Genomic DNA, 24,574 nt, shown 5'->3' on the forward strand with positions numbered 1-24,574 from the left:
ACGCACGATGACCGCTCCCACCGCCACGCTCCAGCTTCGCGTTGCCGAAGCGCGCCAGCTCAATCCGCTGATCCGCATGCTGCGGCTGCGCGCCGAGGACGGCCGCGCGCTGCCTGGCTTTACGGCGGGCGCCCACATCCGCGTGCAAGTATCACTGCCCGAAGGCAAGACCGACTGGCGCCACTATTCGCTGATCAACTTTGCGACGGCGCGCAACGCCACCAACGCGCCGACGGAATACGTGATCGCCGTGCGCAAGGAGGCCGAGGGCCGTGGCGGCTCGCGCTTCATGCACGAGCAACTGAAAGAGGGCGACACCCTCGCCATCGAGGCGCCGAAGAACGACTTTCCGTTGCACACCGGCCCGGGCGGCTCGGTGCTGGTGGCGGGTGGCATCGGCGTCACGCCGCTCGCCACCATGGCCGCGCGCCGCCGCGCCGAGGGCGCCCCGGTGCGCATGCACTATGCCGGCCGCAGCCGCGAACTGATGGCCTTTTTGCCCGAACTGCAGGCGCTGCTCGGCGACGACCTGCGCGTGCATGCCGACGCCGAAGCAGGCGCGCCGCTGGATATCGACGCGTTGCTCGACGGCGTGCCCGCGGGCGACCGCCTCTACGTCTGCGGTCCCAAGCTCATGCTCGACGCCATGCTGGCCCGCACCCAGGCGCGCGGCTGGGAGCACGACCGCGTGCACTTCGAGCTCTTCACCGAGCCGGTTGCGGAAGAGGGCGACCAGCCCTTCGAGGTGGAACTCGCGCAATCGGGCCAGCGCTTCACCGTGCCGGCCGACCAGAGCATCCTCGACTGCCTGATCGAGCACGGCTGCGACCCGATGTTCGACTGCAAGCGCGGCGAATGCGGCGTGTGCGCCACGCCCGTGCTCGAAGGCGAGATCGACCACCGCGACTACGTGCTGACCGCCCGCGAGAAGGCGGAAGGCAACGTGATGCAGATCTGCATCTCGCGTGCCAAGGGTGCGCGCCTGGTGCTCGACATCTGAAGCAGGAGCCACGAGAACCATGACCTCGTACCGAGACAACCCCGATGCCATCCGCGCGCTGGTTCAGAACGACCGCGTGCACCGCGACCTGTACACCAGCCAGGAACTGTTCGAGCTGGAGCAGGAGCACTTCTTTGCCAACACCTGGAACTACGTCGGCCACGAGAGCCAGCTGCCGAAACCCGGCGACTGGATCAGCAACGAGATCGCCGGCCGCCCGCTGATCGTCGTTCGCCACGCCGACGGCAGCGTGCGCGCGATGATGAACCGCTGCGCCCACAAGGGCTCGCGGCTGGTGAACGGGCCTTGCGGCAACACCGGCAAGTTCTTCCGCTGCCCGTACCACGCCTGGACCTTCAAAACCGACGGTGCGCTGCTCGCCATTCCGCTGAAGACCGGCTACGAGAACACCGCGCTGCACGCGTGCGAATCGGCCAAGGGACTGACCACGCTCAGCCATGTGCGCAGCCACCGCGGCTTCATCTTCGTGAAGATCAACGATGCGGGGCCGGACTTCGACGCGTACTTCGGCGATTCGCTGAGCTCTATCGACAACATGGCCGACCGCTCGCCCGAGGGCGAACTCGAGATCGCGGGCGGCTGCCTGCGCTTCATGCACCAGTGCAACTGGAAGATGTTCGTCGAGAACCTCAACGACACCATGCACCCCATGGTGGCGCACGAATCCTCGGCCGGCACCGCCAAGCGCATGTGGGCCGACAAGCCCGCCGACGAGCCCAAGCCCATGGCGGTCGAGCAGTTCGTGCCCTTCATGTCCGACTACAAGTTCTTCGAGGACATGGGCATCCGCACCTACGACAACGGCCACAGCTTCACGGGCGTGCACTTCAGCATCCACAGCAAGTACAAGGCGATCCCGGCCTATGACGACGCCATGAAGGCGCGCTACGGCGAGGAAAAAACCGCGCAGATCCTCGGCATGGCGCGCCACAACACGGTGTACTACCCGAACCTCACGATCAAGGGCGCGATCCAGGCGATCCGCGTGGTCAAGCCGATCTCGGCCGACAGGACGCTGATCGAGAGCTGGACCTTCCGCCTCAAGGGCGCGCCGCCCGAGCTGCTGCAGCGCACCACCATGTACAACCGGCTCATCAACTCGCCGTTCTCGGTGGTGGGGCATGACGACCTGCAGGCCTACCGCGGCATGCAGGCCGGCCTGCATGCGAGCGGCAACGAGTGGGTGAGCCTGCATCGCAACTACGACCCGTCGGAGCTGAAGGGCGGAGAGATCACCACGGGCGGCACCAACGAGCTGCCGATGCGCAACCAGTACCGCGCATGGGTCCAGCGCATGATGGAGACCATGTGATGGCCGGCATCGAAGTCACCCGCCAGGTCCTGATCGATTTCGTCGTGAACGAAGCGCACCTGCTCGACACGCGCCGCTACGAGGAGTGGAACGCGCTCTTTACCGACGATGCCTTCTACTGGGTGCCGCTGGTTCCCGACCAGGAAGACGGCCTCAACCACACCTCGCATCTCTACGAGGACAAGCTGCTGCGCGAACTGCGCATCGAGCGCCTCAAGAGCCCGCGCGCCTTCTCGCAACAGCCGCCGAGCCGCTGCCACCACCTGCTGCAGGTTCCGGTGGTCGAGCAGTTCGATGCCGAAGCCAACCGCTTCGTGGTGCGCACTGGATTCCACTACACCGAATCGCAGGGCGACGAGCTTCAGTTCTACGTCGGCACCTTCTTCCATCACCTCACGGTGCGGGACGGCGCGCTGCGCATGACGCTCAAGCGCGTCAACCTGCTCAACTGCGACGCGGCGCTGCCGGCCGTGCAGCTCTTCATCTAGGCGCGCGATGCCACAACACGCCACCGTCCACGACGTCTTTGCGGCCACCGCGGCGCGCACGCCGCAAGCCGAATTCCTGTTCACCGAGTCGGTGACGGCCGCCGCCTACGGCATCGAAGCGGGTGCCATCCGCTGGGCTGATGCTGCCGCACAGATCGAGCGGCTGCGCGCGGCCTACGCGCAAGCCGGCTACGGCCATGGCCACCGCGTTGGCCTGCTGCTGGAGAACCGGCCTGCTTTCATCTTCCACTGGCTCGCGCTGAATGCCTTGGGCGTGAGCGTGGTGCCGATCAACGCCGAGATGCGGTCGGCCGAGCTGGTCTACCTGATCGGCCACAGCGAGATCGGCCTGGCCGTGACGCTGCCCGAGCGTGCGGCCGACCTGCGTGCCGCGGCAGCGCAGGCGGACGTGGCTTTCGAGACGATGGGGCCTGATGACGCAGTGCCGCCAGCGAAGAGCGCCGCACCGCGCGCCCATGAGCCCGTGGGCACCGAAACCGAATGCGGCCTGCTCTACACCTCGGGCACCACCGGCCGCCCCAAGGGCTGCATCCTGAGCAACGCCTATTTCCTGCGCGCGGGGGAGTGGTATGCGGCGCTCGATGGCGTCTGCAGCATCCGGCGCGATGCCGAGCGCGTCATCACGCCGCTGCCGCTCAACCACATGAACGCGATGGCCTTCTCCACCATGGTGGTGCTGATCGCGGGCGGCTGCCTGGTGCAGCTCGACCGCTTCCATCCGAAGACCTGGCTCGCGAGCGCACGCGAAAGCGGCGCGACCATTGCGCACTACCTGGGCGTGATGCCTGCGATGCTGCTTTCCGCACCGGCATCGGCCGCCGACCGCGACCATGCGATCCGCTGGGGCTTCGGTGCCGGCGTCGACCGCAAGAACCACGCGCCCTTCGAAGAACGCTTCGGCTTCCCATTGGTCGAGGCCTGGGCCATGACCGAAACCGGCGCGGCCGCCTGCATCATGGCCAATCGCGAGCCGCGGCTCGTGGGTACGAGCTGCTTCGGGCGGCAGGAAGATTTCGTGCAGATCCGGCTGGTGGGCGAGGACGGCGGCGACGTCGGTATCGATGCGCCGGGCGAACTGCTGGTGCGCTCGGCCGGCGACGACCCGAAGCGCTACTTCTTCTCGGGCTACCTGAAGGACGACGAAGCCACGCGCGAGGCCTGGGCCGGCGGCTGGTTCCACACCGGCGACCTCGTGCGCCGCGATGCCGAAGGCAACTTCTTCTTCGTCGACCGCAAGAAGAACGTGATCCGCCGCAGCGGCGAGAACATCTCGGCCGTCGAAGTGGAGAGCGTGCTCAACCAGCACCCGGCGGTGAAGGCTTCGGCCGTGGCCGCCACGCCCGACGCGGTGCGCGGCGACGAGGTGCTGGCCTGCATCGTGGTGCGCGAAGGCGCCGATGCATCGCAGCGCGAGCAGCTCGCCGCCAGCATCGTCGAGCATGCGCTCGCGCAGCTGGCCTACTACAAGGCGCCGGGCTACGTGGCCTTCGTTGATGCGCTGCCGCTCACGCCGTCGCAGAAGATCCAGCGTGGCCAGCTGCGCGAGATGGCGCAGTCGCTGCCGGGGCAGCAGCATTGCATCGACACGCGCGCGATGAAAAAGAGGCAGGCATGACGAAGCAGCGGCTCTCCTACGAAGGCGTTGCGGTGGCCGTGCCGGTCACGATGCCTTATGTGCGCTACTCCACGCGCACCGCGCACTGGTTCATCGGGCAGGCCATCGAGGCGCTGGTCGAAGCCAGCGGCGTGGCCAAGGAGCAGATCGATGGCCTCTGCCTGAGCAGCTTCTCGCTTGCGCCCGACACCGCCGTGGGCGTCACGCAGCACCTGGGCCTGTCGCCGCGCTGGCTCGACCACGTGCCCACGGGCGGCGCCTCGGGCGTGATGTGCCTGCGCCGCGCGGCGCGCGCCGTGCAGGCGGGCGATGCCGACATCGTGGCCTGCGTGGGCGCCGACACCAACCACGTCGACTCCTTCCGCCAGACGCTCGGCAGCTTCAGCAACTTCGCGCGCGATGCGAGCTATCCCTACGGCTCGGGCGGGCCGAACTCGATCTTTGCCTTCATCACCGCCAACTACATGCGCACCTACGGCGCGAAACGCGAGGACTTCGGCCGTATCTGCGTCGACCAGCGCACCAATGCGCTCGGCAACCCGAACGCGATGTTCAAGAAGCCGCTCACGCTCGACGAGTACATGGCCGCTCGGCCGATCTCCGACCCGATCCATCTTTTCGACTGCGTGATGCCCTGCGCGGGTGCCGATGCCTTCCTCGTGATGAGCGAGGAGCGCGCGCGAGACCTCGGTCTTGCGCACGTGGTGATCCGCGGCGCCATCGAGCGCCACAACGCCTATGCCGAAGACCCGGTGATGGTGCAGGGCGGCTGGCGCATGGACCGCGACGACCTCTACGCGCAGGCCGGCATCCAGCCCGCGGAACTCGACTTCGTGCAGACCTACGACGACTATCCCGTCATCGTGATGATGCAGTTCGAGGATCTGGGCTTCTGCGAGAAGGGCGAGGGCCCGGCCTTCGTGCAGTCGCACACGATGACCTTCGACGGCAGCTTTCCGAACAACACGAGCGGGGGGCAGCTCTCGTCCGGGCAGGCCGGTGCAGCGGGCGGCTTCCTCGGCATGGTCGAGGCGATCCGGCAGCTCACGGACCAAGCCGGACAACGCGCTGTGCCGAACGCCCGGCTGGGCCTCGTCGCCGGCTTCGGCATGGTCACTTACGACCGCTGCCTGTGCACAGGCGCCGTCATTCTCGGGAGATCGGCATGACGATGCCCCTGATGCGCCCCCCGCGCAAGAACCCGGTGCTGCGCACCCGGCAGATGAACCTGCCGCCCGGCGCGCGCGGCCGCGTGGCGCTCGGCCTCACGGCGGCCGCCGCCGAAGGTCGCTTCGAGCTGCAGGCCTGCGACCGATGCGGCACGGTGCAGTACCCGCCGCGCGAGGTCTGCCATAAGTGCCTCTCGGCCTCCTTGCGCTGGCGCGCACAGAGCGGCGAGGGCGAACTGCTCGGCAGCACCACGCTGCACCACAGCAACGACCTGTTCTTCCGCGAGCGGCTGCCCTGGCGGCTGGGCCTGGTGCACCTGGATGCCGGACCGACGCTCATGGTCCACCTGCATGGCGAGGTCGGCGATGCGCCTGAGCGCGTGCGTGTCGGCGCCCGGCTCGATCGAGCTGGGCAGGCCGTTCTCATTGGTTTTCCGATTGAAGGGAGTCCCCACATGGCCGACGACAAGATGCTGCGCGAGATGACCAGCGACCCGAAGTTCCGCAAGGTGCTGGTGACCGACGGGAAGACCGAGACCGGCCAGGCCATCGTGCGTGCGCTGGTCAAGGCCGGCGCAGACATCGTCTGGGTCGGCCATGCCGAGCCGTGGAAGAAGATGGGCGATGGGCTTGACGACATCTCGGCGCTGCCGCAAGTCACGCTGGTGCCGCTGGACCTGACCAACGGCCGGCAGGTGACCGAGCTCGCGGGCTCCATCGGCGGCAAGGTCGACATCGTGATCAACAACGCGGAGGTGCACCGCACTTTCGGCATCGGCGCGCGCCGCGGCACCGACGTGGCCAAGGCCGAGATGGACATCAACTACTTCGGTCTGCTGCGCCTCGCGCAGGAGTTCGGCCCCGCGCTCAAGGGCCGCTCGGCCGACGGCACGACGGGTGCCACGGCCTGGGTCAACCTGCTGTCGATCTACGCGCTCAGCAACTTCCCGCCGCACGGCACCTTCAGCGCTTCGAAAGCGGCGGCGCACTCGCTCGCGCAGTGCCTGCGCGCCGAGATGCGGCCGGCCGGCATCCGCGTGATCAATGTGTTCCCGGGCCCCATCGACGACGAATGGAACCAGCACACGCCGCCGCCCAAGCTGGCACCCACCGCGCTGGCCAATGCCATCGTCAAGGCGCTGCGCGACGGCGTCGAGGACGTCTATCCCGGCGACGTGGCGCAGGAGTGGCTGGAGCGCTGGCGAGACAACCCGAAGGTGCTCGAACGCGAACTCGCGGCGGGCGGCTGAGACAGGAGCCAAACGAATGACCACGACAACCGAACTGATGTCCGCCGCAGAAATCCTCGGCGGCCTCGTGACCGCGATGGCCAGCGGCCGCATCCGCGTGATCGACCTCACGCAGACGCTCACGCCCGAGTTCCCGCAGATCGCGCTGCCGCCCGAGATGGGCCAGTGCTGGCCCTTCCGCATCGAGGAAGTGTCGAAGTACGACGAGCGCGGCCCGGGCTGGTACTGGAACAATTTTTCCTGCGGCGAGCACACCGGAACGCACTTCGACGCGCCCATCCACTGGATCTCGGGCCGCGACCTGCCGAACAACTCGGTCGACACCATTCCCGTGCAGCACTTCGTGGCGCCGGCCTGCGTGATCGACTGCTCGGCCGACGTGCAGGCGAACGACGACTACCTGCTGAGCGTGGCCGACATCGAGCGCTACGAAGCGGCACACGGCCGCATCCCGAAGGGCGCATGGGTGCTGATGCGCACCGACTGGTCCAAGCGCAGCGACCCCGAGGCCTACCAGAACTTCGACGAGACCGGACAGCACACGCCCGGCCCGAGCACCGAGGCCGTGCGCTTCCTGGTCGAGCAGCGTGACGTGCTGGGCTTCGGCTCCGAGGCCATCGGCACCGATGCGGGGCAGGGCTATCACCTGCGGCCGCCATACCCGTGCCACTACTACATGCACGGCGCGGGGCGCTACGGGCTGCAATGCCTGAGCAACCTCGACCTGCTGCCACCCTCGGGCGCGGTGCTGATCTGCCCGCCGCTCAAGATCGAGAAGGGCAGCGGCAGTCCGCTGCGGGTGCTCGCGCTGGTGGGAGCTTCAACATGAGCACGGCGCCCAAGGTCGCGGCCGTCACCGGCGGCAGCGCCGGCATCGGCAAGGCAATCTGCGAAGACCTGCTCGCGCAGGGCTACGAGGTGGTGTCGCTCGCGCGCCGCAAGGCCGGGATCGACCATCCGAGACTGCACAGCATCGAGGTCGACCTGAGCGACCGTGCCGCCACGGGCGAGGCGGTGCGCGAACTGGTCGAGCGCTTTTCGCCGACCACCATCGTGCACAACGCTGGCGTGATCCGCGCGGCGTTGCTGCCCGAAGTGAAGCTCGGCGATCTCGATGCGCTGGTCGACCTGCACCTGGGCTGTGCCATCCAGCTGGTGCAGGGCGCATTGCCCGCGATGCGCGCACAGCGCTTCGGCCGCGTGGTGCTGCTGTCGTCGCGCGCCGCGCTCGGCCTGGCCACGCGCACCAGCTATTCGGCCACCAAGGCCGGCATGCTGGGCATGGCGCGCACCTGGGCGCTCGAGCTGGCCGCGGACGGCATCACCGTGAACGTGGTGGCACCGGGTCCGATCCGCACTGACATGTTCTACGACGTGGTCGAGGCCGGCAGCGAGAAGGAACGCGCGCTCGCCGCCTCCGTGCCTGTCAAGCGGCTCGGCGAAGCGGCCGACGTGGCACGCGCCGTGCGTTTCTTTGCCGACCCCGACAGCAGCTTCATCACCGGGCAGGTGCTCTACGTCTGCGGCGGCACCAGCGTCGGCAGCCTCGCCCTCTAGTTTTTTCCGCGTTCATCCGTTCCGTTCAAAAACATCACCTCTGGAGCATCGCCATGAAAGTCCTGAACCGATTCCGTGCCGTCGCGGGCATTGCCGCGGCCTTCGGCGCCCTGAGCGCCGCGGGCGCGTGGGCGGCCGATCTCAAGGTCGGCTTCATCACGTCGCTGTCGGGACCGGTGTCGTCGCTCGGCATTCCCTACGAGAAGGGCATGAAGGCCGCGATCGCCTACCAAGCCGACATCGGCGGTCGCAAGATCCAGCTGGTGCAGCTCGACGACGCCTCCGATCCGTCCACGGCCGCGCGCAACGCACGCAAGATGATCGACGAGGACAAGGTCGACGTGATCATCGGCACGGCCGGTTCGCCCGGCGCGCTGGCCATTGCCGGCGTGGCGCGCGAAACGAAGACGCCGCTGATCTCCATCGCCAACGCCAACCTGCCGGGCGAAGAGGGCGCATGGATGGTCACGCTGCCGCAGCCTGCGCCGCTGATGGTGAGCGCGGTGGTCGAACGCATGAAGAAGTCGGGCGTGAAGACGGTCGGCTACATCGGCTTTTCCGACGCCTGGGGCGACCTGGTGTACGGCGCGCTGCAAAAGAGCGCGGAGCCTGCAGGCATCAAGATCGTCTCGAACGAGCGCTATGCGCGCGCCGATTCATCGGTGACCGGCCAGGTACTCAAGATCGTGGCCCTGCGGCCCGATGCGGTGATCACCGGCACCTCGGGCACGCCCGGTGCGCTGCCCTACCTGGCGCTTGCGGAGCGCGGCTACAAGGGCCAGATCTACGGCATGCATGCGCTGATCAACCCGGACTTCGTGCGCGTGGGCGGTGCCTCGGTCGAAGGGCTGCTCGCGCCCACCGGCCCGGTGATCGTGGCCGAGCAGTTGCCGAGCGAGAACCCGATCCGCAAGGTGTCGATGGATTTCCGCGCGGCCTACCAGAAGGCCAACGGCGCGCCGCCGACCGATGCCTTCTCGGCCTACACCTTCGATGCCTGGCTGCTGTACCTCGACGCGGCCCAGCGCGCGCTCGCCACCAAGGCCGAGCCCGGCACGCCGCAGTTCCGCCTTGCGCTGCGCGACGCCATCGTGAGTACCAAGGAGCTGGTGGGCACGCACTCGGTCTACAACTTCAAGCCGACGGACCGCTATGGATCGGACGAACGGTCGCGCGTTGTCGTGAAGCTGGAAAAAGGCCAGTGGAAGCTGGTTCCCTGAAACAACATACGCTGGAGCAACCTCAATGAAAAAGAACCTGGCCCGGATCCTCGGCCTCACCGCCGTGGCACTGGCGGCCGCACAAGCCATGGCGGCCGACCTCAAGATCGGCTTCATCAGCTCGCTCTCGGGCCCGGTCGCTGCCTTGGGCGTGCCGTACGAGAAGGGCATTCGCGCCGCCATTGCCGAACACCCGGAAATCGGCGGCCGCAAGGTCCAGCTGATCGTGCTCGACGATGCCTCCGACCCCACCACCGCCGGGCGCAACGCGCGCAAGCTGGTGGTGGAAGACAAGGTCGACGTGCTGATCGGCACCTCGGGCGTGCCGGGCGCGATGGCCATCGCATCGGTGGCGCGCGAACTCAACACCCCGCTGATCTCGCCCACGCCCGTCACCATCCCCGGCCCCGAAGGCGCATGGACCGTGACCGTGTCGCAGCCGTTCCAGCTCATGGTCGCAGGCGTGGTCGAACGCATGCAGAAGTCCGGCGTGAAGACCGTGGCCTTCATCGGCTTTTCCGATGCGCTGGGCGACCTGGCCTACGACTCGCTCGTGAAGAGCGCCGACAAGGCCGGCATCAAGGTGGTCGCGAACGAGCGCTATGCGCGCAGCGATTCCTCGGTGGCCGGGCAGGTGCTCAAGATCGTCGCGCAGCGGCCCGATGCCGTGTTTGCCGGCAACTCGGGCACGCCCGGCGCGCTGCCCTACCTCGCGCTCGCCGAGCGCGGCTACAAGGGAAAGATCTACGGCACGCACGGCCTCATCAACGCCGACTTCGTGCGCGTGGGTGGTGCCGCCATCGAAGGCCTGCAGGTGCCCAGCGGCCCCGTGCTGGTGGCCGACCAGCTGCCCGACAGCAACCCGATCAAGAAGGTGTCGATGGGCTTTCGCAACGCCTACCAGAAGGTGAACGGCGCGGTGCCGACCGATGCCTTCTCGTCCTACACCTACGACGCCTACCTGCTGCTGGCCGATGCGGCCTCGCGCACCAAGGGCGAGCCCGGCACGCCGCAGTACCGCAGCGCGCTGCGCGACGCCATCGCCAGCACCAAGGAATTGGTGGGCACGCACGGCATCTACACCTTCAAGCCCGACGACCGCTACGGTTCCGACCAGCGCGGCGTGGTGATCGTGCAGATGAACAAGGGCCAGTGGAAGCTCGTTCCCTGAGAAGCTGAGCGCCCGCCGATGACCAGCTACCGCCATCATCCAGACCGCATCGCCGCGCTCGTGCAGGATGACCGCGTGCACCGCGACCTGTACCTGAGCGAGGAGATCTTCGCGCTCGAGCAGGAACGCCTGTTCGCGAACACCTGGGTCTATCTCGGCCACGCGAGCCAGGTGCCGGAGCCGGGAGACTTCGTGGCGCAGGACATTGCGGGCCGGCCGCTGCTCATGGTGCGCCAGCCCGACGGCGCGGTGCACGTCATGTACAACCGCTGCGCCCACAAGGGCACGCAGCTGGTGACCGACGAATGCGGCAACACCGGCCGCTTCTTCCGCTGCCCTTACCACGCCTGGACCTACAAGCTCGACGGCGCACCGCTCGGTGTGCCGCTGAAGAACGGCTACGAAGGCACGCAGCTCAAGGCCTGCGAGTCGGGTCGTGGGCTTTCGGTGGTGAAACACGTGAAGGTCTACCGCGACTTTGTGTTCGTGCGGCTCGCGGACACCGGCCCCTCGTTCGAGGACTACTTCGGCGAGGTGCTCGGCGCCATCGACAACATGGTCGACCGCTCGCCCGAGGGCCGGCTCACGGTCGGCGGCGGCGTGCTGCGCAACATCGTCCACTGCAACTGGAAGATGTACCTCGAGAACATCAACGACACGGTGCATCCGATGTCGACGCACGAGTCGGCCACCAAGGCGGCGGAGGCGCTGTGGGAAGGCCATGCCCCAACCGACCCCAAGCCGATGGCGATGGAGCAGATCCTGCCCTTCGGCTCGGGCTACGAATTCTTCGACAGGATGGGCGGGCGGGTGTTCGCCAATGGCCACAGCGTGCTGGGCGTGAACTTCAGCATCCATTCCAACTATGCGCAGCTGCCCGAGTACGAGACTGCGATGCGCGCCGCGCATGGCGAGGAGCGCGCGGCCGAGATCCTGCAGCGCTCGCCGCAGAACTCGGTCTTCTATCCGAGCCTGTCGGTCAAGGGCTCGCCGCAGGCCATCCGCGTGATCCGCCCGCTGGCCGCCGACCGCACGCTCGTCGAGGCCTGGAGCTTCCGCGCAGCGGGTGCGCCGGATCTGCTCTTCGAACGGGCCATGAGCTACAACCGGCTCGTGTTCTCGCCGATGTCGGTGGTCGCGCACGACGACGTGCACCTGTTCGAGAGCATCCAGCAGGGCCTGCGCGCCGGCGGCAACGAATGGGTGAGCCTGCACCGCAACTACGACCCGGCGGAGCTTGCGCAGCCGACCCTCACCACCAACGGCACGAATGAGCTGCTCATGCGCAACCAGTTCCGCGCCTGGGCAAGGTCGATGGTGGCGGGCATGGAGGCCGCGGCATGAATGGCGACCCGCGCGATTTCGTTGCCCATGAGGCCGCACTGCTCGACGAGCGGCGCTTCGACGACTGGCTGGCGCTCTTCACCGAAGACGGCCATTACTGGATTCCGCTGCTGGGCGCCGCCCAGGCCGATCCGTTCTCGCACAACTCGCTGGCCTACGAAGATCGGCTGCTGCTGCAGCTGCGCGTGGATCGCCTGAAGAACCCGCGCGCCCATTCGCAGCATCCCGCGAGCCACAGCCAGCATGTGCTGCAGCCTTCGCGCATCGAGGAAGAGACGAGCGATGCAGTGCGCCTGCGCACGCCGTTCCTCTATATCGAAGCGCGCGGCGAATCGCAGATCCTGCTGACCGGCACCGCCCGCCACCGCCTCGTGCGCACGTCCGAGGGCTGGGCCATCCGCGAGAAGCGCATCGACCTGCTCAACGCCGCGCGCCCATTGCCGGCGATCCAGTTGTTCATCTGAGTTTTCCCCGTCCATTTCCATCCACCCATCCATCCTCACCGGAGCTACGACATGAAGAGCCTGATGCAGACCTTGACGCGCGGTGCCCTCGCCGCGGCGCTGACCGCCTGTGGTGTTGCGAGCGCATTCGCGGCCGACCTCAAGGTCGGCCTGAGCGTGTCGCTGTCGGGGCCCAATTCCTCGCTGGGCGTGCCCTATGCCAAGGGCATGCAGGCCGCGCTGGCCTACAAGCCGGAAGTCAACGGCCGCAAGGTGCAGCTCATCGTGCTGGACGACGGCTCGGACCCGACCACGGCCGGGCGCAATGCCCGCAAGCTGATCGAGGAGGACAAGGTCGATGTGCTGATGGGCACCTCGGGCGTGCCTGCCGCCATTGCCATGGCCCAGGTCGGCAAGGAAGCCAAGGTGCCGATGATCGGGCTCACACCCATCCTGCTCGACCCGGCCGAGAACCCCTGGGTCGTGACGGTGGCGCAGCCCACGCAGCTGATGATCGATGCGGTGGTCGAGCGCATGAAGCGCAACAACGTCAAGACCGTGGGCTACATCGGCTTCACCGATGCCTGGGGCGACCTGGTCTACAACGCACTGATGAAAGCTGCGCCTGAAGCCGGCATCAAGGTGGTGAGCAACGAGCGCTATGCGCGCGCTGACGCTTCGGTGACCGGTCAGGTGCTGAAGATCGTCGCGCTCAGGCCCGATGCCGTGATGACCGGCGGTGCCGGCACGCCGGGCGCGCTGCCCTTCCTTGCACTGCAGGAGCGCGGCTACAAGGGCGGCGTGTACGGCCAGCACGGGCTGATCAACCCCGACTTCGTGCGCGTGGTCGGTGCCGCGGGGCAGAACGCACTGATGCCCACCGGCCCGGTGATCGTGGCCGAGCAGTTGCCCGACAGCCATCCGACCAAGAAGATCGCGACCGATTTCCGCGCCGTGTTCCAGAAGGTCAACAACGCGCCCACCAGCGACGCGTTCTCGGCCTATTCCTTCGACGGCTGGCTGGTGTTCGCCGATGCCGCCTCGCGCGCCATGAAGAAGGCGGAGCCGGGTACCGCCGAATTCCGCGTCGCGCTGCGCGACGCCATCTTCAGCACCAGGGAAGTGGTGGGCACGCACGGCGTCTACACCTTCAAGCCCGGCAGCCTCTACGGTGTGGACGAACGCGCCCGCGTGATCGTCAAGCTCGACAACGGCCAGTGGAAGCTCGCACCTTGAACCACCCCATGCAAGCAACAACAACGACAACGATATTGCCAAGGGCTTTTCCATGACATGGGACGTGGCGCTGATCCTCGTCACCGATGGCCTGGCCAACGGTGCCGTCTATCTGCTGGCCGGACTCGGGCTGGTATTGATCTTTTCCGTCACGCGGGTGGTGTTCGTGCCGTTCGGCGATATCGCGGCCTTCGCGGCGCTGTCGCTCGCGGCCTTCGAGACCGGCCGCGTGCCGCCGACCATCGGCATGGTCGCCGTGCTCGCGGCGCTCGCGCTGGCCACGGAGATCGGCAGCCTGCTGCGGCGCAGGGAGGCCCAGCGCATTCCCAAGGCGGTGCTGATGTGGGGCGTGCTGCCTGCCATCCCGTGCCTGTTGGCGTGGCTGGCCGCGCGGCCCGGCGTGCCGGTGGCGGTGCACATTGCCGTGGCCGTGCTGCTGGTGGTGCCCATTGCGCCGCTGCTCGCACGGGTGGTGTTCCAGCCGATCGCGGATGCCTCGGTGCTGGTGCTGCTGATCGTCTCGCTGGCGCTGCACTTCCTGCTCTCGGGTCTCGGCCTTCTGTTCTTCGGGCCTGAAGGCTCGCGCACCACGCCGCTCACGAGCGCCGTGTTCACGCTGGGCGACGGCTTCACGGTCAGCGGCCAGGTGGTGCTGATGGTGGGTGCGGCCATCGTGCTGAGCGGATTGTTCTTCCTGGTGTTCGAGCGCACGGTGGCCGGCAAGGCGCTGCGCGCCACGGCCGTCAACCGGGTGGGTGCGCGGCTGGTCGGCATCCGGCCGGTGCGCACCGCGCTGCTGGCCTATGGCTGCGCTTCGCTGCTGGCCGGGCTCATCGGCGTGCTGATCGCGCCGGTGACCACCATGTACTACGACTCGGGCTTCATCATCGGCCTGAAGGCCTTCGTGGCCGCGATCATCGGCGGGCTCGTGAGCTACCCGATGACGGCCGTGGGCGCGCTCGCGGTCGGCGTGGTGGAAAGCTTCGCCTCGTTCTGGAGCGGGGCGCTGAAGGACGTGATCGTGTTCAGCCTGCTGATACCGGTGCTCATGCTGCGGTCGTTCATGGCCGCGCACTCCGAAGAGGAAGAAGAAGAGGTGGAGCAATGAACGGCAACCGCAAGCGCATGGTGGGGATCGCCGCGGTGGTCGCCGTGCTGGCCCTGGTGCCGGCTGTGGCGGGCAGCTTCACGGTCTCGCTGCTCAACGACATCGGCATCGGTGCGCTGGTGGCGCTCGGGCTGGTGCTGCTCACCGGCGTGGGCGGCGCGACCTCGTTCGGGCAGGCGGCCTTCGTGGGCATCGCGGCCTATGCCACGGCCTGGCTCACCACCACGCAAGGCATGTCGCCATGGATCGGCCTCTTGTTCGCGCTGCTGCTCACGGGACTCTCGGCACTGGCCATCGGCATGCTCACGCTGCGGCTGGGCGGGCACTTCCTGCCGCTCAGCACCATCGCCTGGGGCCTGTCGATCGCGATGCTGTTCGGCAACGTCGATGCGCTCGGACGCCACACGGGCCTGTCGAACATTCCGGCGCTGCAGATCGCGGGCTGGTCGCTGGCCGATCCGCGTTCGATGTACTACCTGATCTGGGTGGTGGTCGGGCTGGCCTGCCTGTTCAGCCACAACCTGCTGCGGTCGCGGCCGGGGCGCGCGATTCGCGGCCTGCGCGGCGGTGCCACGCTGCTCGCGAGCGTGGGCGCCGACGCCTACCGCGTGCGGCTCACGCTGTTCGTCACGGCAGCCCTCTTCGCAGGGCTGGCGGGCTGGCTCTACGCGCACATGAACCGCTTCGTGAGCCCTTCGCCTTTCGATGTGCGCGCGAGCATCGAATACCTGCTGATGGCGGTGGCCGGCGGGCTCGGCCAGCTGGCGGGCGCGCTGGTGGGTGCCGCGCTGGTGCTGGTGCTGAAGAACGGCCTGCAGGACGTGCTGCCGATGCTCACGCAGCGCGCCGGGCAGCTGGAGGCCGTGGCCTTCGCGACGCTCTTCATCCTGCTGCTGCACTTTGCGCGCGGCGGCCTCATGGGTCTGCTGCGGCGCTGGACGCGCCGCCGCGCCGGCACGCAAGCTGCCTCGCGCCACGAAGCGCCCGCGGTCGATCCGCTGCCGCACCGGCAGCTGCCCGCGCGCGGCACGCAGGTGCTGTCGGTGAACGGCGCGGTCAAGCGCTTCGGCGGGCTGGTGGCGGTCAACGACGTGAGCTTCGAGGTGAATGCGGGCGAGATCGTCGGGCTCATCGGGCCCAATGGCGCGGGCAAGTCGACCATGTTCAACCTGCTGACCTGCACGCTGCCGATGACCTCGGGCCAGGTGCGCTTTCTCGACCGCGATATCGCCGGCATGCCGCAGCGGCAGGTGGCGCGGCTGGGGCTGGCGCGAACCTTCCAGCACGTGAAGCTCAGGCCGCACATGAGCCTGCTCGACAACGTGGCGCTGGGCGCGCATTCGCGCACCCGCTCGGGCATCCTGAAGGCCGGCCTGCGGCTCGACCGCAGGGAAGAGATGCAGATCCTGCAGGAGGCGCAGCGCCAGCTCGACCGCATCGGCCTGGGGGACCGCGCGCACGAACTCGCGGGCAGCCTGCCGCTGGGCACGCAGCGCATCCTGGAGATTGCACGTGCGCTGGCCGCCGACCCGGTGCTGCTGGTGCTCGACGAGCCCGCGGCGGGCCTGCGCCGCAAGGAAAAGATGGCGCTCGGCGACCTGCTGCGCAAGCTGCGCGAGGAGGGCGTGACCATCCTCATCGTCGAGCACGACATGGACTTCGTGATGAAACTGGTGGACCGTCTGGTGGTGATGAACTTCGGCTCCAAGCTCGTGGAGGGCGTGCCGTCGGCGGTGCGCGCCGACGAGCGCGTGCAGGCGGCTTACCTGGGGAGTGTCGTATGACGGCGATGCTGGAGATTGGCGACCTGCACGTGTCCTACGGGCAAGTGGAAGCGGTGCGCGGCGTGTCGCTCGACCTGCAGCCGGGCCAGATCATCTCGGTGATCGGGCCCAACGGCGCGGGCAAGACCACGCTGCTCGCGGCCGCCATGGGACTGCTGCCTTGCAAGGGCACGCTGCGCTTCGAGGGCGAAGACCTGCAGGGCCTCGACGTGGAGGCGCGCGTGGAGCGCGGCCTGTGCCTGGTGCCCGAAAAGCGCGAGCTGTTCGGCGAGCTCACCGTGCTCGACAACCTGCAGCTCGGCGCCTATGCCAAGCGGCTGCGCGGCGACGCGATGAAGAAGCGGCTGCAGTCGGTGTACGACCGCTTCCCGCGCCTGGCCGAGCGCCGTTCGCAGCGCGCCGACACGCTCTCAGGCGGCGAGCGGCAGATGCTTGCGGTGGGCCGCGCCCTGATGTCCGCACCGCGCCTGCTGATGCTCGACGAGCCCAGCCTCGGCCTCGCGCCGCTGATCGTGCGCGACATTCTTTCCATCGTGCGCAAGCTGCGCGAGGACGGCGTCTCGATCCTGCTGGTGGAGCAGAACGCGCGTGCCGCGCTCGAAAGCTCGGACCATGGCTACGTGCTGGAAACCGGCGAGATCGCGCTGTCGGGCGCATCGGGCGAACTCGCGAGCGATCCGCGGGTGCAGGCCACCTACCTCGGCGGAGGCACGCACGATGACGAGTGAAGCGCGCGCGCTGCCGCCGGGCCAGCGCACGCTGCCCGCGATGCTGCGGCGGCAGGCGGAACGCTTCGCCGGGCGTCCGCTGCTGCGGATCGCGGGGCGGCAGTGGACGCATGGCGAGGCGGCCGCAGCGGCTGCGCTGCGTGCCGGCGCGCTGGCAGAGGCCGGCGTGGCGCGCGGCGACCGCATCGCCGTGATGTGCGGCAACCGCATCGAGTTTCTCGAAACCTTTCTCGGCGCGGGCTGGCTCGGCGCGTCGGTGGTGCCGGTCAACACTGCGTCGATGGGGCCGCAGATCGAATACTTCCTCGCCAACAGCGAGGCGAAGCTGCTGGTGATCGAGGCGGGTTTTCTCGAGCGGCTGAAGACGGCCGATCTGGGACGCACGGCGCTGCGCGAGGTCTGGGTCGTCGGCGAGACGGCCGCTTCATGGGCACTGTCTGCAGGCGTTCGCGTCTCGAGCTATCCCGAAGGCGGGCCACCCCTTGCGCCGGCCGCGGTGCAGCCCGGCGACCCGCTCGCCATCCTCTACACCTCCGGCACCACCGGTCCGGCCAAGGGTGTGGTCTGCCCGCATGCGCAGTATTTCTGGTGGGGCGTGAACAGCGCCGAGGTGCTCGGCGTCGGCCGCGACGACGTGCTGTGCACCACGCTGCCGCTGTTCCACATCAATGCGCTCAACACCTTCGCGCAGGCCGCGCTGACCGGGGCCGAGGTGGTGTTCGAGTCGCGCTTTTCCGCCTCGGGCTTCTGGCCGTCGATGCGCGCCAACGGGGCGACCGTGGTCTACCTGCTGGGCGCGATGGTGCCCATCCTGCTGGCCCAGCCCGAGGGCGAAGGCGAGCGCGATCACCGCGTGCGCATCGGGCTCGGGCCGGGCGTGCCGTCGGCGGCCGGGCAGGCCTTCAGGGCGCGAACCGGCGTGCCGCTGCTCGAGGGCTATGGATCGACCGAGACCAACTTCGCGATCGCCACCGCGCCCGATTCGCCGCGCGGCGGCGTCATGGGCTGGCTGCGCCCCGGCTTCCAGGCGCGCGTGGCCGATGAAGGCGATGCGGAACTGCCGGCAGGCGAGGCCGGCGAACTGCTGTTGCGCGCGGACGAGCCTCATGCCTTTGCGAGCGGCTACTTCAACATGCCCGAGAAGACGGTCGAGGCCTGGCGCAACCTCTGGTTCCATACCGGCGACCGCGTGGTGCGGGATGCCGATGGTGCCTTTCGTTTTGTCGACCGCATCAAGGACGCCATCCGCAGGCGCGGCGAGAACATCTCGTCCTTCGAGGTCGAGCAGGTGCTGCTGAGCCACCCTGGCGTGGCCTCCTGCGCCGTGTACCCGGTGCAATCCGAACTGGCCGAGGACGAGGTGATGGCCGCGCTGGTGCCGCGCGAGGGCCAGCGCATCGACCTGGCCGACCTGGCGCGCTTCTGCGAGAGCCGCCTGCCGTATTTCGCCGTGCCGCGCTACATCGACGTGCTGCCGGACTTGCCGCGCACCGAGAACGGCAAGGTGCAGAAGTTCAAGCTGCGCGAGCGCGGCGTCAGCGAACAGACCTGGGACGGGCGGCCCGGCGTGCGTCCCCCGGCAAAGACGGCATGAGTTCCGCGCCGCCACCGCTTGCCGGCCGGGCCGCGTTCGTGACCGGCGCGGGGCAGGGCCTGGGTGCCGCCATTGCGCGCGGATTGGCCGAAGCGGGTGCGCGCGTGGTGCTGGCGGACATCGATGCCCACGGCGCTGAATCCGCAGCCGCGGGCTTGCGCGCCGCGGGCGCCGACTGCATCGCGATGGAGCTCGACGTGCGCAGCGAGGCGGCGTTCTCCCGCTGCTTCGAAGCGGCAGTGGCCCATTTCGGCGCCGTCGACGTGCTGGTCAACAACGCCGCGCGCACGCCGTTCACTTCGCCCTGGGACATCACGCCCGAAGAGTGGGACGACGTGCTGGCCGTCAACCTGCGCGGCAGCTTCTTCGGCTGCCGCATTGCCGGGCGGCACATGCGCGAGCGCGGAGCCGGCCGCATCGTCAACCTGGCGTCGTTGGCGGGCCAGCAGCCCAGCGCCGCAACCGGCGTGCACTATGCAGCCAGCAAGGCGGCGCTGCTGGCCTTGACGCGCAGCTTTGCGCAGGAACTCGCACCGCATGGCGTCACGGTGAATGCACTGGCGCCGGCAGCGGTTCGCAGCCCCGCGCTCGATGCACTGGACCCGGCTCGGCAGCAGGCGCTCAAGGCGCAGATTCCGCTGGCCCGCTTCGGCCGGCCCGAAGAGGTGGCGGCCGCCGTGGTCTACCTCGCGTCGCCCGCGGCGGCCTTCATGACGGGCGCCACGCTGGACCTCAATGGCGGCCGCTTCATGCGCTGAACAGGCGATGCGCCGCACACGCTAAAATAGTTCAGAACTAAACAATTCAGGTATGCACGCAAATTCATTGAACGGCCGCCACGCCCTCGTCACCGGCGCCGCACGCGGCATCGGGGCCGAGATCGCCCGCACCCTGGCTGCCGAGGGCGCAACGCTCACGCTGCTCGGGCGCGACCTTGATGCGCTCCAGCGTGTGGCCGCGTCGCTCGCGGGCCGGGGCCACGGCGTGGCCGCGGCCGACGTGGCCGACGCGCAGGCGGTGCAATCGGCCTTCGCGCTGGCGCGTGCCGAGCGCGGGCCGCTCGCCATCCTCGTCAACAACGCGGGCGCGGCCGAGAGCGCGCCTTTTCTCAAGACCTCGGCCGAACTCTGGCAGCGCATGCTGTCGGTGAACCTCACCGGCACCTTCCTGTGCACTCAGGCCGCGCTGCCCGACATGCTCGAAGCCGGCTGGGGCCGCATCGTCAACATCGCCAGCACCGCGGGCCAGAAGGGCTATGCCTACGTCGCGGCTTACGCGGCGGCCAAGCACGGGGTGATCGGGCTCACGCGCTCGCTTGCGCTCGAAGTGGCGCGCAAGGGTGTCACGGTGAACGCGGTGTGCCCCGGCTACACCGACACCGACATCCTGCGCGCGAGCGTTGCCAACGTGGTGGGCAAGACCGGGCGCAGCGAGGCCGATGCGCTGGCCGAGTTCTCCAGCGTCAATCCGCAGCGCCGCATCGTGCAGCCCGCCGAGGTGGCCGACGCGGTGCGCTGGCTCTGCGGCAGCGGCGCCGCATCCGTCACCGGGCAGTCGGTTTCGGTGTCGGGCGGAGAGGTGATGTGATGCGCAACGATGCCTCGCACGCCGCGCTCAGCGATGCCGAAGAGCTCGGCCACGAGGCCCGCGCCGGCCGTGAAGACCACGCCATGCTCAGGCTGTGGCTGCGCATGCTCGCCAGCACCACGCAGATCGAGGCCGAGATCCGGCGCCGGCTGCGCGAGCGCTTCGGCATCTCGCTGGCGCGCTTCGACTACATGGCCCAGCTCTACCGCTATGAAGACGGCCTCAAGATGCGCGTGCTGTCGCGCTACCTGATGGTGACCGGCGGCAACGTCACGGGCCTGACCGACGAGCTGGAGCGCGATGGCCTGGTGGCGCGCGCCCACAGCCCCGACGACCGCCGCTCGTGGATCGTGAGCCTCACGCCCAAGGGCCGCGCGAGCTTCGAGACCATGGCCAAGGAACACGAGCAATGGATCCTCGAGATGTTCTCGGGCCTCGACATGAAGACCGTCAGGCAGATGCATGCCCAGCTCGGCCAGCTGCGCGTGCACGTGATGCGCAGCGAGCCTGCGGGCGAGGAGGGCTGATGGCGATGAGCACAAGCGGAACCGAGGCGCCCCAGGCCGAGTTCCAGCGCGCGCGGATGATCCGCTTTTCCGATTGCGACCCGGCGGGCATCGTCTTCTATCCGCAGTACTTCGTCATGCTCAACGGCCTGGTGGAAGACTGGGTGAGCGAAGGGCTCGGCGTCGACTACCACGCGCTCATCAGCGAGCGGCGCATCGGCCTGCCCACGGTGCGGCTCGAGGCCGACTTCCGCGCCGTGAGCCGGATGGGCGATCAAGTCATGCTGGGCCTGGCGGTGGAGCGGCTGGGCTCGCGCTCCATGGCGCTCGCGCTGCGCTGCTTCGACCCCGCCAGCGGCGAGCTGCGCATGCAGCTCAGGCAGGTGCTCGTGACCACATCGCTCGAGAGCCATCGCGCCGTGGAAATTCCGCAAGACCTGCGCACGGCCATCCTGCGCGGCGCGCCCTCGCTCGCCTGAAGCGCATCAGGGCGGCGGCTCGTCGCCGGGCGCGCGCGCCGCGCGCTGCCTGAGCCAGCCGCTGAGTTCCCTTTTTCCCTTGGCGTTGGCCTGCCGCCAGGCCTCGCGCGCGACCGCGATGAAGCGCTCTTCGGCCGCATCGGGCACTTCGGAGGGGCGGTCTTCCTTGTCGAGCCAGCCCGCCTCCACCTCGCAATGCTGCTCGATCTGCCGTGCCAGGTTGTCGCCGATGGGGCGGGAGCTCTTGATCTGGCTCCACATGCTGGGCGAGATTTCGATCTTCCTGGCAAAGGCCTGGTCCAGTCCCTTGGCAGGCAGGCCGGCGGCAATGGCCCCTTCGAGAAAGCGGCGGTGCAGCGCAAGAACATTGCGGCGGCGCGCGACGGTGATATTGGGCACTGTTTGAAAACAACAACAACGAGACAACGAAAGATTGTCCCGGTTGTTGACGCTGCCGTAAACACTATTTACAGTTCGGCTCATTCGCGGTTCCGGCCGCACAAAGAAACAACTTCACCAGGAATCATCGTGACCTCCGCCGCACTGAACCTCACCAGCATTCGACCCGCTTCGGGCCGATCGCTCGTGCGCGTTGCAGCGTTCAAAGGTCAGATGCCCCCGGGCGGAGGTTGCGCTTAAAGCGCACTTCCCAAGCTCTCTTCACCAGAGGCCCGGACACCGCAAGGTTCCGGGCCTTTTTGTTTTGCCATTTCGGGTGTGCCTTCGCCACACCGCCAGTTTCCAGCCGCGTGGACGGCCTGGCGGGATGTGCAGGAAAGTGGACCGTTCCTGTGCGGCGACGTCGTACGGGGCAGCACCCCAGGGTGCTGCCCGTCGCGCGAGGACACAACCGAAATGGAGAAAAAACCCGCGCCATCAACCCAAGGAGCCCCCATGCGCAAGCGCAGCAACACCCCCATCCGCATGATCGCAGTCCGTCCGGCGCAGCCGCGCCGCCGCATGGCGTGGGCGCTTGCGCAGCGCCTGGGCATCGGCATGGCGGCCGGGCGGGGCGCACCGGCGCCTTCGCTTGCGCCGACGGACCGCAGCCTTGAATATCCCGACCTCGACCAGCGCGTGCGCGAGGTCGGCGAGTGGTAGTGCTGCAAGGCGTCGACATGAACATGAAGGGGTGAGTGCCGCATGGACAACAAGCAAGCCATCATCGAAAGCCTTGCGCGGGCATTGGAAAGCTGGGTGCGCCATGCCGGTGCCGCGCAGCTCTGGCAGGTGCAGCAGCAAGGCGGCCTGGGCGCGTCCATCGCGGTGGACGAGGACATCGTGCACGCCCGCGTCGAACTCGGCGGCCCGCGCAATCCGCTGTCGGAACTGGGCCGCACCGATGGGCGGCTGCCCGTGACGGAAGCTTTTCTAGGCAACGGCGCCGCAGCATGGGGCGCGCCGCCCCCGCATGGAGACCCGGCGCGCGAGGCCTGGTTCTTGTCGAACGAACTGGCACAGGAGCATGCGCGCCAATACCTGCTTGCAGAGTTCAGGGAAAAGCGGGAAGTGCTGTCGCGGTTTGTGGAGGCCTGGCTGGACAGCCAATAAAAAAGCCTGCTACCGATGAAGTAGCAGGCTTTTCAGCGTTTCCGCGATGTTGGTTGGTGGGCCCTGAGTGACTCGAACACTCGACCTACGGATTAAGAGTCCGCTGCTCTACCAACTGAGCTAAGAGCCCTTGCACAAAACGTTTTGCGTTTTTTGGCAAGACCGCAAGTATAGCGTAAAAATTCCGGGGCTCAACGATTTTGTGTGCGGCGGGGTTAGCATTCATCATCATCGACGGGCCGCGGCCCTCCAGCAGGAGATATTCCATGACAGACACGACCACCATGTCCCATGTTGTGATCACCGGGGCCGCGGGTGCGCTGGGCCGCGCGGTAGTCCAGCATTTTCTCGAGCAGGGCGCGCGCCTGGCGCTGGTCGACCATCGGGCGGACCGCCTGGCCGAGGTCTTTCCGGGCCTGGACAATTCGCAGCACCTGCTGCTGGCGGGCGACGTGACCTCGGCGGCCGACATGTCGGAGCTTGCGGGCCAGGCGCTCAAGGCCTTCGGCCGCATCGACGCGCTGGTCCATATTGCCGGCGGCTTCGAGATGGGCGAGGCCACGCATGCGCTCACGCGGGCAAGCTGGGACCGGATGATGAACCTCAACGCCTGGTCCTTCGTGGCAGTGACGCAGGCGGTGCTGCCTTCGATGATCGAACACGGCGCCGGCCGCATCGTGGCGGTGACCGCCAAGGTGGCGGCGCGCGGCCTGCCGGCCATGGCGGCCTACATCGCGTCGAAGAGCGCGCTGCAGCGCCTGGTCGAGGCCATGGCCGCCGAGGCCGCCCCGCATGGCGTGGCCGTCAACAGCGTGGCGCCCAGCGTGCTCGACACGCCGGCCAATCGGCAGGCCATGCCGGACACCAATCCCGCCGACTGGGTGTCGACCGCCGTCGCGGCGCAGACCATCGGCTTTCTTGCGTCGCCCGCGGCCGCGGCGCTGCATGGCCAGCACCTGACGCTCGACACCTGAGCTGAGGCAAGAGCGACAGCAAGGGCCCTGGCGGCAACGCCAGGGCCCTTTTTTTCGTTCCGTCGCGCGCCGCTTCCAGGCAGGCGGTTTGTCATGGTTGCGGGCCAAGGGGGCGGGGCACTTGTCTCCCTGGAAAAGGGGCGCACTGCTCATGTGCGCAGGCGGCGCGATTTCTACAGTGACTCCACGGCAAGACGCTTCGGCCCGGCAAGGGGAATGAAGCGGTGCCAGTCGACAACCATCACTGGGGAACACGCATGGAAACGCTCAACCTGCTGCCAAGAAGCTTCATGACCCTGCTGCGCGAGGACGCGGGCATGTCGTTCATGGAAGCCGCGCTCATCGGTTCGCTGGTGGTGGTTGTGTGCCTGCTCCTGCTGCTTGCCGTACGGCGCAGCGCTTGAAGGGGGCCGCAG

At 68.1% G+C, this 24,574-nt stretch carries 26 protein-coding genes and 1 tRNA gene; 25 read left to right on the forward strand and 2 right to left on the reverse strand.

Annotated features, from left to right (window positions below; all coding sequences use genetic code 11):
* The first annotated feature begins 7 nt into the window (after positions 1-7).
* From ACAM54_RS07805 to ACAM54_RS07905, 21 genes are read left to right on the forward strand one after another with little or no spacing between them, the layout of a single operon-like run.
* Positions 8-1,000 carry a 2Fe-2S iron-sulfur cluster-binding protein gene (locus ACAM54_RS07805; protein ID WP_369650347.1) on the forward strand — a complete coding sequence of 331 codons (993 nt, stop codon included), beginning with the start codon at positions 8-10 and terminating at the stop codon, positions 998-1,000.
* Between the two features lie 19 nt (positions 1,001-1,019).
* Positions 1,020-2,333 carry a Rieske 2Fe-2S domain-containing protein gene (locus ACAM54_RS07810; RefSeq protein ID WP_369650348.1) on the forward strand — a complete coding sequence of 438 codons (1,314 nt, stop codon included), beginning with the start codon at positions 1,020-1,022 and terminating at the stop codon, positions 2,331-2,333.
* Complete coding sequence (locus ACAM54_RS07815) at positions 2,333-2,821, forward strand: aromatic-ring-hydroxylating dioxygenase subunit beta (RefSeq protein WP_369650349.1); 489 nt, start codon at positions 2,333-2,335, stop codon at positions 2,819-2,821. The genes ACAM54_RS07810 and ACAM54_RS07815 overlap by 1 nt, the downstream gene beginning before the upstream one ends.
* Before the next feature lie 7 nt (positions 2,822-2,828).
* On the forward strand, positions 2,829-4,457 hold the full coding sequence (locus ACAM54_RS07820) for an AMP-binding protein (RefSeq protein WP_369650350.1): 1,629 nt from the start codon (positions 2,829-2,831) through the stop codon (positions 4,455-4,457).
* Complete coding sequence (locus tag ACAM54_RS07825; RefSeq protein WP_369650351.1) at positions 4,454-5,626, forward strand: thiolase family protein; 1,173 nt, start codon at positions 4,454-4,456, stop codon at positions 5,624-5,626. Before ACAM54_RS07820 ends, ACAM54_RS07825 begins: the two co-directional genes overlap by 4 nt.
* On the forward strand, positions 5,623-6,876 hold the full coding sequence (locus ACAM54_RS07830; RefSeq protein ID WP_369650352.1) for an SDR family NAD(P)-dependent oxidoreductase: 1,254 nt from the start codon (positions 5,623-5,625) through the stop codon (positions 6,874-6,876). The genes ACAM54_RS07825 and ACAM54_RS07830 overlap by 4 nt, the downstream gene beginning before the upstream one ends.
* A 16-nt stretch (positions 6,877-6,892) precedes the next feature.
* On the forward strand, positions 6,893-7,705 hold the full coding sequence (locus tag ACAM54_RS07835) for a cyclase family protein (protein WP_209534811.1): 813 nt from the start codon (positions 6,893-6,895) through the stop codon (positions 7,703-7,705).
* Positions 7,702-8,433 (forward strand): SDR family NAD(P)-dependent oxidoreductase, encoded by a 732-nt coding sequence (locus ACAM54_RS07840; protein ID WP_369650353.1) that lies wholly within the window; start codon positions 7,702-7,704, stop codon positions 8,431-8,433. Before ACAM54_RS07835 ends, ACAM54_RS07840 begins: the two co-directional genes overlap by 4 nt.
* Positions 8,434-8,486: 53 nt before the next feature.
* On the forward strand, positions 8,487-9,653 hold the full coding sequence (locus ACAM54_RS07845) for an ABC transporter substrate-binding protein (RefSeq protein WP_369650354.1): 1,167 nt from the start codon (positions 8,487-8,489) through the stop codon (positions 9,651-9,653).
* A gap of 25 nt (positions 9,654-9,678) precedes the next feature.
* Positions 9,679-10,824: an ABC transporter substrate-binding protein gene (locus ACAM54_RS07850; protein WP_369650355.1), complete on the forward strand. Its 1,146-nt coding sequence runs from the start codon at positions 9,679-9,681 to the stop codon at positions 10,822-10,824.
* 18 nt (positions 10,825-10,842) lie between these two features.
* Positions 10,843-12,168 (forward strand): aromatic ring-hydroxylating dioxygenase subunit alpha, encoded by a 1,326-nt coding sequence (locus ACAM54_RS07855; RefSeq protein ID WP_369650356.1) that lies wholly within the window; start codon positions 10,843-10,845, stop codon positions 12,166-12,168.
* Entirely contained in the window at positions 12,165-12,632 is a 468-nt protein-coding gene (locus tag ACAM54_RS07860; protein ID WP_369650357.1) for an aromatic-ring-hydroxylating dioxygenase subunit beta, read from the forward strand. Before ACAM54_RS07855 ends, ACAM54_RS07860 begins: the two co-directional genes overlap by 4 nt.
* A gap of 51 nt (positions 12,633-12,683) precedes the next feature.
* Positions 12,684-13,847 (forward strand): ABC transporter substrate-binding protein, encoded by a 1,164-nt coding sequence (locus ACAM54_RS07865; protein WP_369650358.1) that lies wholly within the window; start codon positions 12,684-12,686, stop codon positions 13,845-13,847.
* Positions 13,848-13,899: 52 nt separating this feature from the next.
* Positions 13,900-14,955 (forward strand): branched-chain amino acid ABC transporter permease, encoded by a 1,056-nt coding sequence (locus ACAM54_RS07870; protein ID WP_369650359.1) that lies wholly within the window; start codon positions 13,900-13,902, stop codon positions 14,953-14,955.
* Positions 14,952-16,739: an ATP-binding cassette domain-containing protein gene (locus ACAM54_RS07875; RefSeq protein WP_369650360.1), complete on the forward strand. Its 1,788-nt coding sequence runs from the start codon at positions 14,952-14,954 to the stop codon at positions 16,737-16,739. Before ACAM54_RS07870 ends, ACAM54_RS07875 begins: the two co-directional genes overlap by 4 nt.
* Positions 16,736-17,467, forward strand: a complete 732-nt coding sequence (locus tag ACAM54_RS07880) for an ABC transporter ATP-binding protein (RefSeq protein WP_209499712.1) — start codon at positions 16,736-16,738, stop codon at positions 17,465-17,467. The genes ACAM54_RS07875 and ACAM54_RS07880 overlap by 4 nt, the downstream gene beginning before the upstream one ends.
* Entirely contained in the window at positions 17,457-19,061 is a 1,605-nt protein-coding gene (locus ACAM54_RS07885; protein ID WP_369650361.1) for an ATP-dependent acyl-CoA ligase, read from the forward strand. The genes ACAM54_RS07880 and ACAM54_RS07885 overlap by 11 nt, the downstream gene beginning before the upstream one ends.
* Positions 19,058-19,819 (forward strand): SDR family NAD(P)-dependent oxidoreductase, encoded by a 762-nt coding sequence (locus tag ACAM54_RS07890; RefSeq protein ID WP_369650362.1) that lies wholly within the window; start codon positions 19,058-19,060, stop codon positions 19,817-19,819. Before ACAM54_RS07885 ends, ACAM54_RS07890 begins: the two co-directional genes overlap by 4 nt.
* Before the next feature lie 52 nt (positions 19,820-19,871).
* A complete protein-coding gene (locus ACAM54_RS07895; protein WP_369650363.1) occupies positions 19,872-20,648 on the forward strand; it encodes an SDR family NAD(P)-dependent oxidoreductase in 777 nt (258 codons plus the stop codon).
* A complete protein-coding gene (locus ACAM54_RS07900; RefSeq protein ID WP_145741612.1) occupies positions 20,648-21,175 on the forward strand; it encodes a MarR family winged helix-turn-helix transcriptional regulator in 528 nt (175 codons plus the stop codon). Before ACAM54_RS07895 ends, ACAM54_RS07900 begins: the two co-directional genes overlap by 1 nt.
* A complete protein-coding gene (locus ACAM54_RS07905) occupies positions 21,175-21,633 on the forward strand; it encodes an acyl-CoA thioesterase (protein WP_369650364.1) in 459 nt (152 codons plus the stop codon). Before ACAM54_RS07900 ends, ACAM54_RS07905 begins: the two co-directional genes overlap by 1 nt.
* 6 nt (positions 21,634-21,639) lie before the next feature.
* On the opposite strand, the gene ACAM54_RS07910 is transcribed toward ACAM54_RS07905, so the two are convergent.
* On the reverse strand, positions 21,640-22,032 hold the full coding sequence (locus tag ACAM54_RS07910) for a hypothetical protein (RefSeq protein WP_369650365.1): 393 nt from the start codon (positions 22,030-22,032) through the stop codon (positions 21,640-21,642).
* 495 nt (positions 22,033-22,527) lie between these two features.
* Here ACAM54_RS07910 and ACAM54_RS07915 point away from each other — a divergent pair, with 495 nt between their 5' ends.
* Both ACAM54_RS07915 and ACAM54_RS07920 read left to right on the forward strand, forming a co-directional pair.
* On the forward strand, positions 22,528-22,734 hold the full coding sequence (locus ACAM54_RS07915; RefSeq protein ID WP_145741618.1) for a short-chain dehydrogenase: 207 nt from the start codon (positions 22,528-22,530) through the stop codon (positions 22,732-22,734).
* 42 nt (positions 22,735-22,776) lie between these two features.
* The gene (locus tag ACAM54_RS07920) at positions 22,777-23,184 is read left to right on the forward strand and encodes a hypothetical protein (protein ID WP_369650366.1); all 408 of its coding nucleotides are present in this window, start codon (positions 22,777-22,779) and stop codon (positions 23,182-23,184) included.
* Between the two features lie 54 nt (positions 23,185-23,238).
* Here ACAM54_RS07920 and ACAM54_RS07925 read toward each other — a convergent pair.
* Positions 23,239-23,314 (reverse strand) — tRNA-Lys (locus ACAM54_RS07925).
* A gap of 136 nt (positions 23,315-23,450) precedes the next feature.
* On the opposite strand from ACAM54_RS07925, the gene ACAM54_RS07930 reads away from it, so the two are divergent.
* Both ACAM54_RS07930 and ACAM54_RS07935 read left to right on the forward strand, forming a co-directional pair.
* Positions 23,451-24,158, forward strand: a complete 708-nt coding sequence (locus ACAM54_RS07930; RefSeq protein WP_192324975.1) for an SDR family NAD(P)-dependent oxidoreductase — start codon at positions 23,451-23,453, stop codon at positions 24,156-24,158.
* Positions 24,159-24,415: 257 nt separating this feature from the next.
* Positions 24,416-24,562, forward strand: coding sequence for a hypothetical protein (locus ACAM54_RS07935; RefSeq protein ID WP_164547758.1), 147 nt, complete (start codon positions 24,416-24,418; stop codon positions 24,560-24,562).
* Positions 24,563-24,574: the final 12 nt, after the last annotated feature.

Origin of the sequence: Variovorax sp. V93 (assembly GCF_041154485.1) — a bacterium.
Lineage (GTDB): Bacteria > Pseudomonadota > Gammaproteobacteria > Burkholderiales > Burkholderiaceae_C > Variovorax > Variovorax beijingensis_A.

Excerpts from the sequence above, each read along its gene's own strand:
- ACAM54_RS07805 (WP_369650347.1), top strand. The coding sequence starts at position 8 with ATGACCGCTCCCACCGCCACGCTCCAGCTTCGCGTTGCCGAAGCGCGC.
- ACAM54_RS07810 (WP_369650348.1), top strand. The coding sequence starts at position 1,020 with ATGACCTCGTACCGAGACAACCCCGATGCCATCCGCGCGCTGGTTCAG.
- ACAM54_RS07815 (WP_369650349.1), top strand. The coding sequence starts at position 2,333 with ATGGCCGGCATCGAAGTCACCCGCCAGGTCCTGATCGATTTCGTCGTG.
- ACAM54_RS07820 (WP_369650350.1), top strand. The coding sequence starts at position 2,829 with ATGCCACAACACGCCACCGTCCACGACGTCTTTGCGGCCACCGCGGCG.
- ACAM54_RS07825 (WP_369650351.1), top strand. The coding sequence starts at position 4,454 with ATGACGAAGCAGCGGCTCTCCTACGAAGGCGTTGCGGTGGCCGTGCCG.
- ACAM54_RS07830 (WP_369650352.1), top strand. The coding sequence starts at position 5,623 with ATGACGATGCCCCTGATGCGCCCCCCGCGCAAGAACCCGGTGCTGCGC.
- ACAM54_RS07835 (WP_209534811.1), top strand. The coding sequence starts at position 6,893 with ATGACCACGACAACCGAACTGATGTCCGCCGCAGAAATCCTCGGCGGC.
- ACAM54_RS07840 (WP_369650353.1), top strand. The coding sequence starts at position 7,702 with ATGAGCACGGCGCCCAAGGTCGCGGCCGTCACCGGCGGCAGCGCCGGC.
- ACAM54_RS07845 (WP_369650354.1), top strand. The coding sequence starts at position 8,487 with ATGAAAGTCCTGAACCGATTCCGTGCCGTCGCGGGCATTGCCGCGGCC.
- ACAM54_RS07850 (WP_369650355.1), top strand. The coding sequence starts at position 9,679 with ATGAAAAAGAACCTGGCCCGGATCCTCGGCCTCACCGCCGTGGCACTG.
- ACAM54_RS07855 (WP_369650356.1), top strand. The coding sequence starts at position 10,843 with ATGACCAGCTACCGCCATCATCCAGACCGCATCGCCGCGCTCGTGCAG.
- ACAM54_RS07860 (WP_369650357.1), top strand. The coding sequence starts at position 12,165 with ATGAATGGCGACCCGCGCGATTTCGTTGCCCATGAGGCCGCACTGCTC.
- ACAM54_RS07865 (WP_369650358.1), top strand. The coding sequence starts at position 12,684 with ATGAAGAGCCTGATGCAGACCTTGACGCGCGGTGCCCTCGCCGCGGCG.
- ACAM54_RS07870 (WP_369650359.1), top strand. The coding sequence starts at position 13,900 with ATGACATGGGACGTGGCGCTGATCCTCGTCACCGATGGCCTGGCCAAC.
- ACAM54_RS07875 (WP_369650360.1), top strand. The coding sequence starts at position 14,952 with ATGAACGGCAACCGCAAGCGCATGGTGGGGATCGCCGCGGTGGTCGCC.
- ACAM54_RS07880 (WP_209499712.1), top strand. The coding sequence starts at position 16,736 with ATGACGGCGATGCTGGAGATTGGCGACCTGCACGTGTCCTACGGGCAA.
- ACAM54_RS07885 (WP_369650361.1), top strand. The coding sequence starts at position 17,457 with ATGACGAGTGAAGCGCGCGCGCTGCCGCCGGGCCAGCGCACGCTGCCC.
- ACAM54_RS07890 (WP_369650362.1), top strand. The coding sequence starts at position 19,058 with ATGAGTTCCGCGCCGCCACCGCTTGCCGGCCGGGCCGCGTTCGTGACC.
- ACAM54_RS07895 (WP_369650363.1), top strand. The coding sequence starts at position 19,872 with ATGCACGCAAATTCATTGAACGGCCGCCACGCCCTCGTCACCGGCGCC.
- ACAM54_RS07900 (WP_145741612.1), top strand. The coding sequence starts at position 20,648 with ATGCGCAACGATGCCTCGCACGCCGCGCTCAGCGATGCCGAAGAGCTC.
- ACAM54_RS07905 (WP_369650364.1), top strand. The coding sequence starts at position 21,175 with ATGGCGATGAGCACAAGCGGAACCGAGGCGCCCCAGGCCGAGTTCCAG.
- ACAM54_RS07915 (WP_145741618.1), top strand. The coding sequence starts at position 22,528 with ATGCGCAAGCGCAGCAACACCCCCATCCGCATGATCGCAGTCCGTCCG.
- ACAM54_RS07920 (WP_369650366.1), top strand. The coding sequence starts at position 22,777 with ATGGACAACAAGCAAGCCATCATCGAAAGCCTTGCGCGGGCATTGGAA.
- ACAM54_RS07930 (WP_192324975.1), top strand. The coding sequence starts at position 23,451 with ATGACAGACACGACCACCATGTCCCATGTTGTGATCACCGGGGCCGCG.
- ACAM54_RS07935 (WP_164547758.1), top strand. The coding sequence starts at position 24,416 with ATGGAAACGCTCAACCTGCTGCCAAGAAGCTTCATGACCCTGCTGCGC.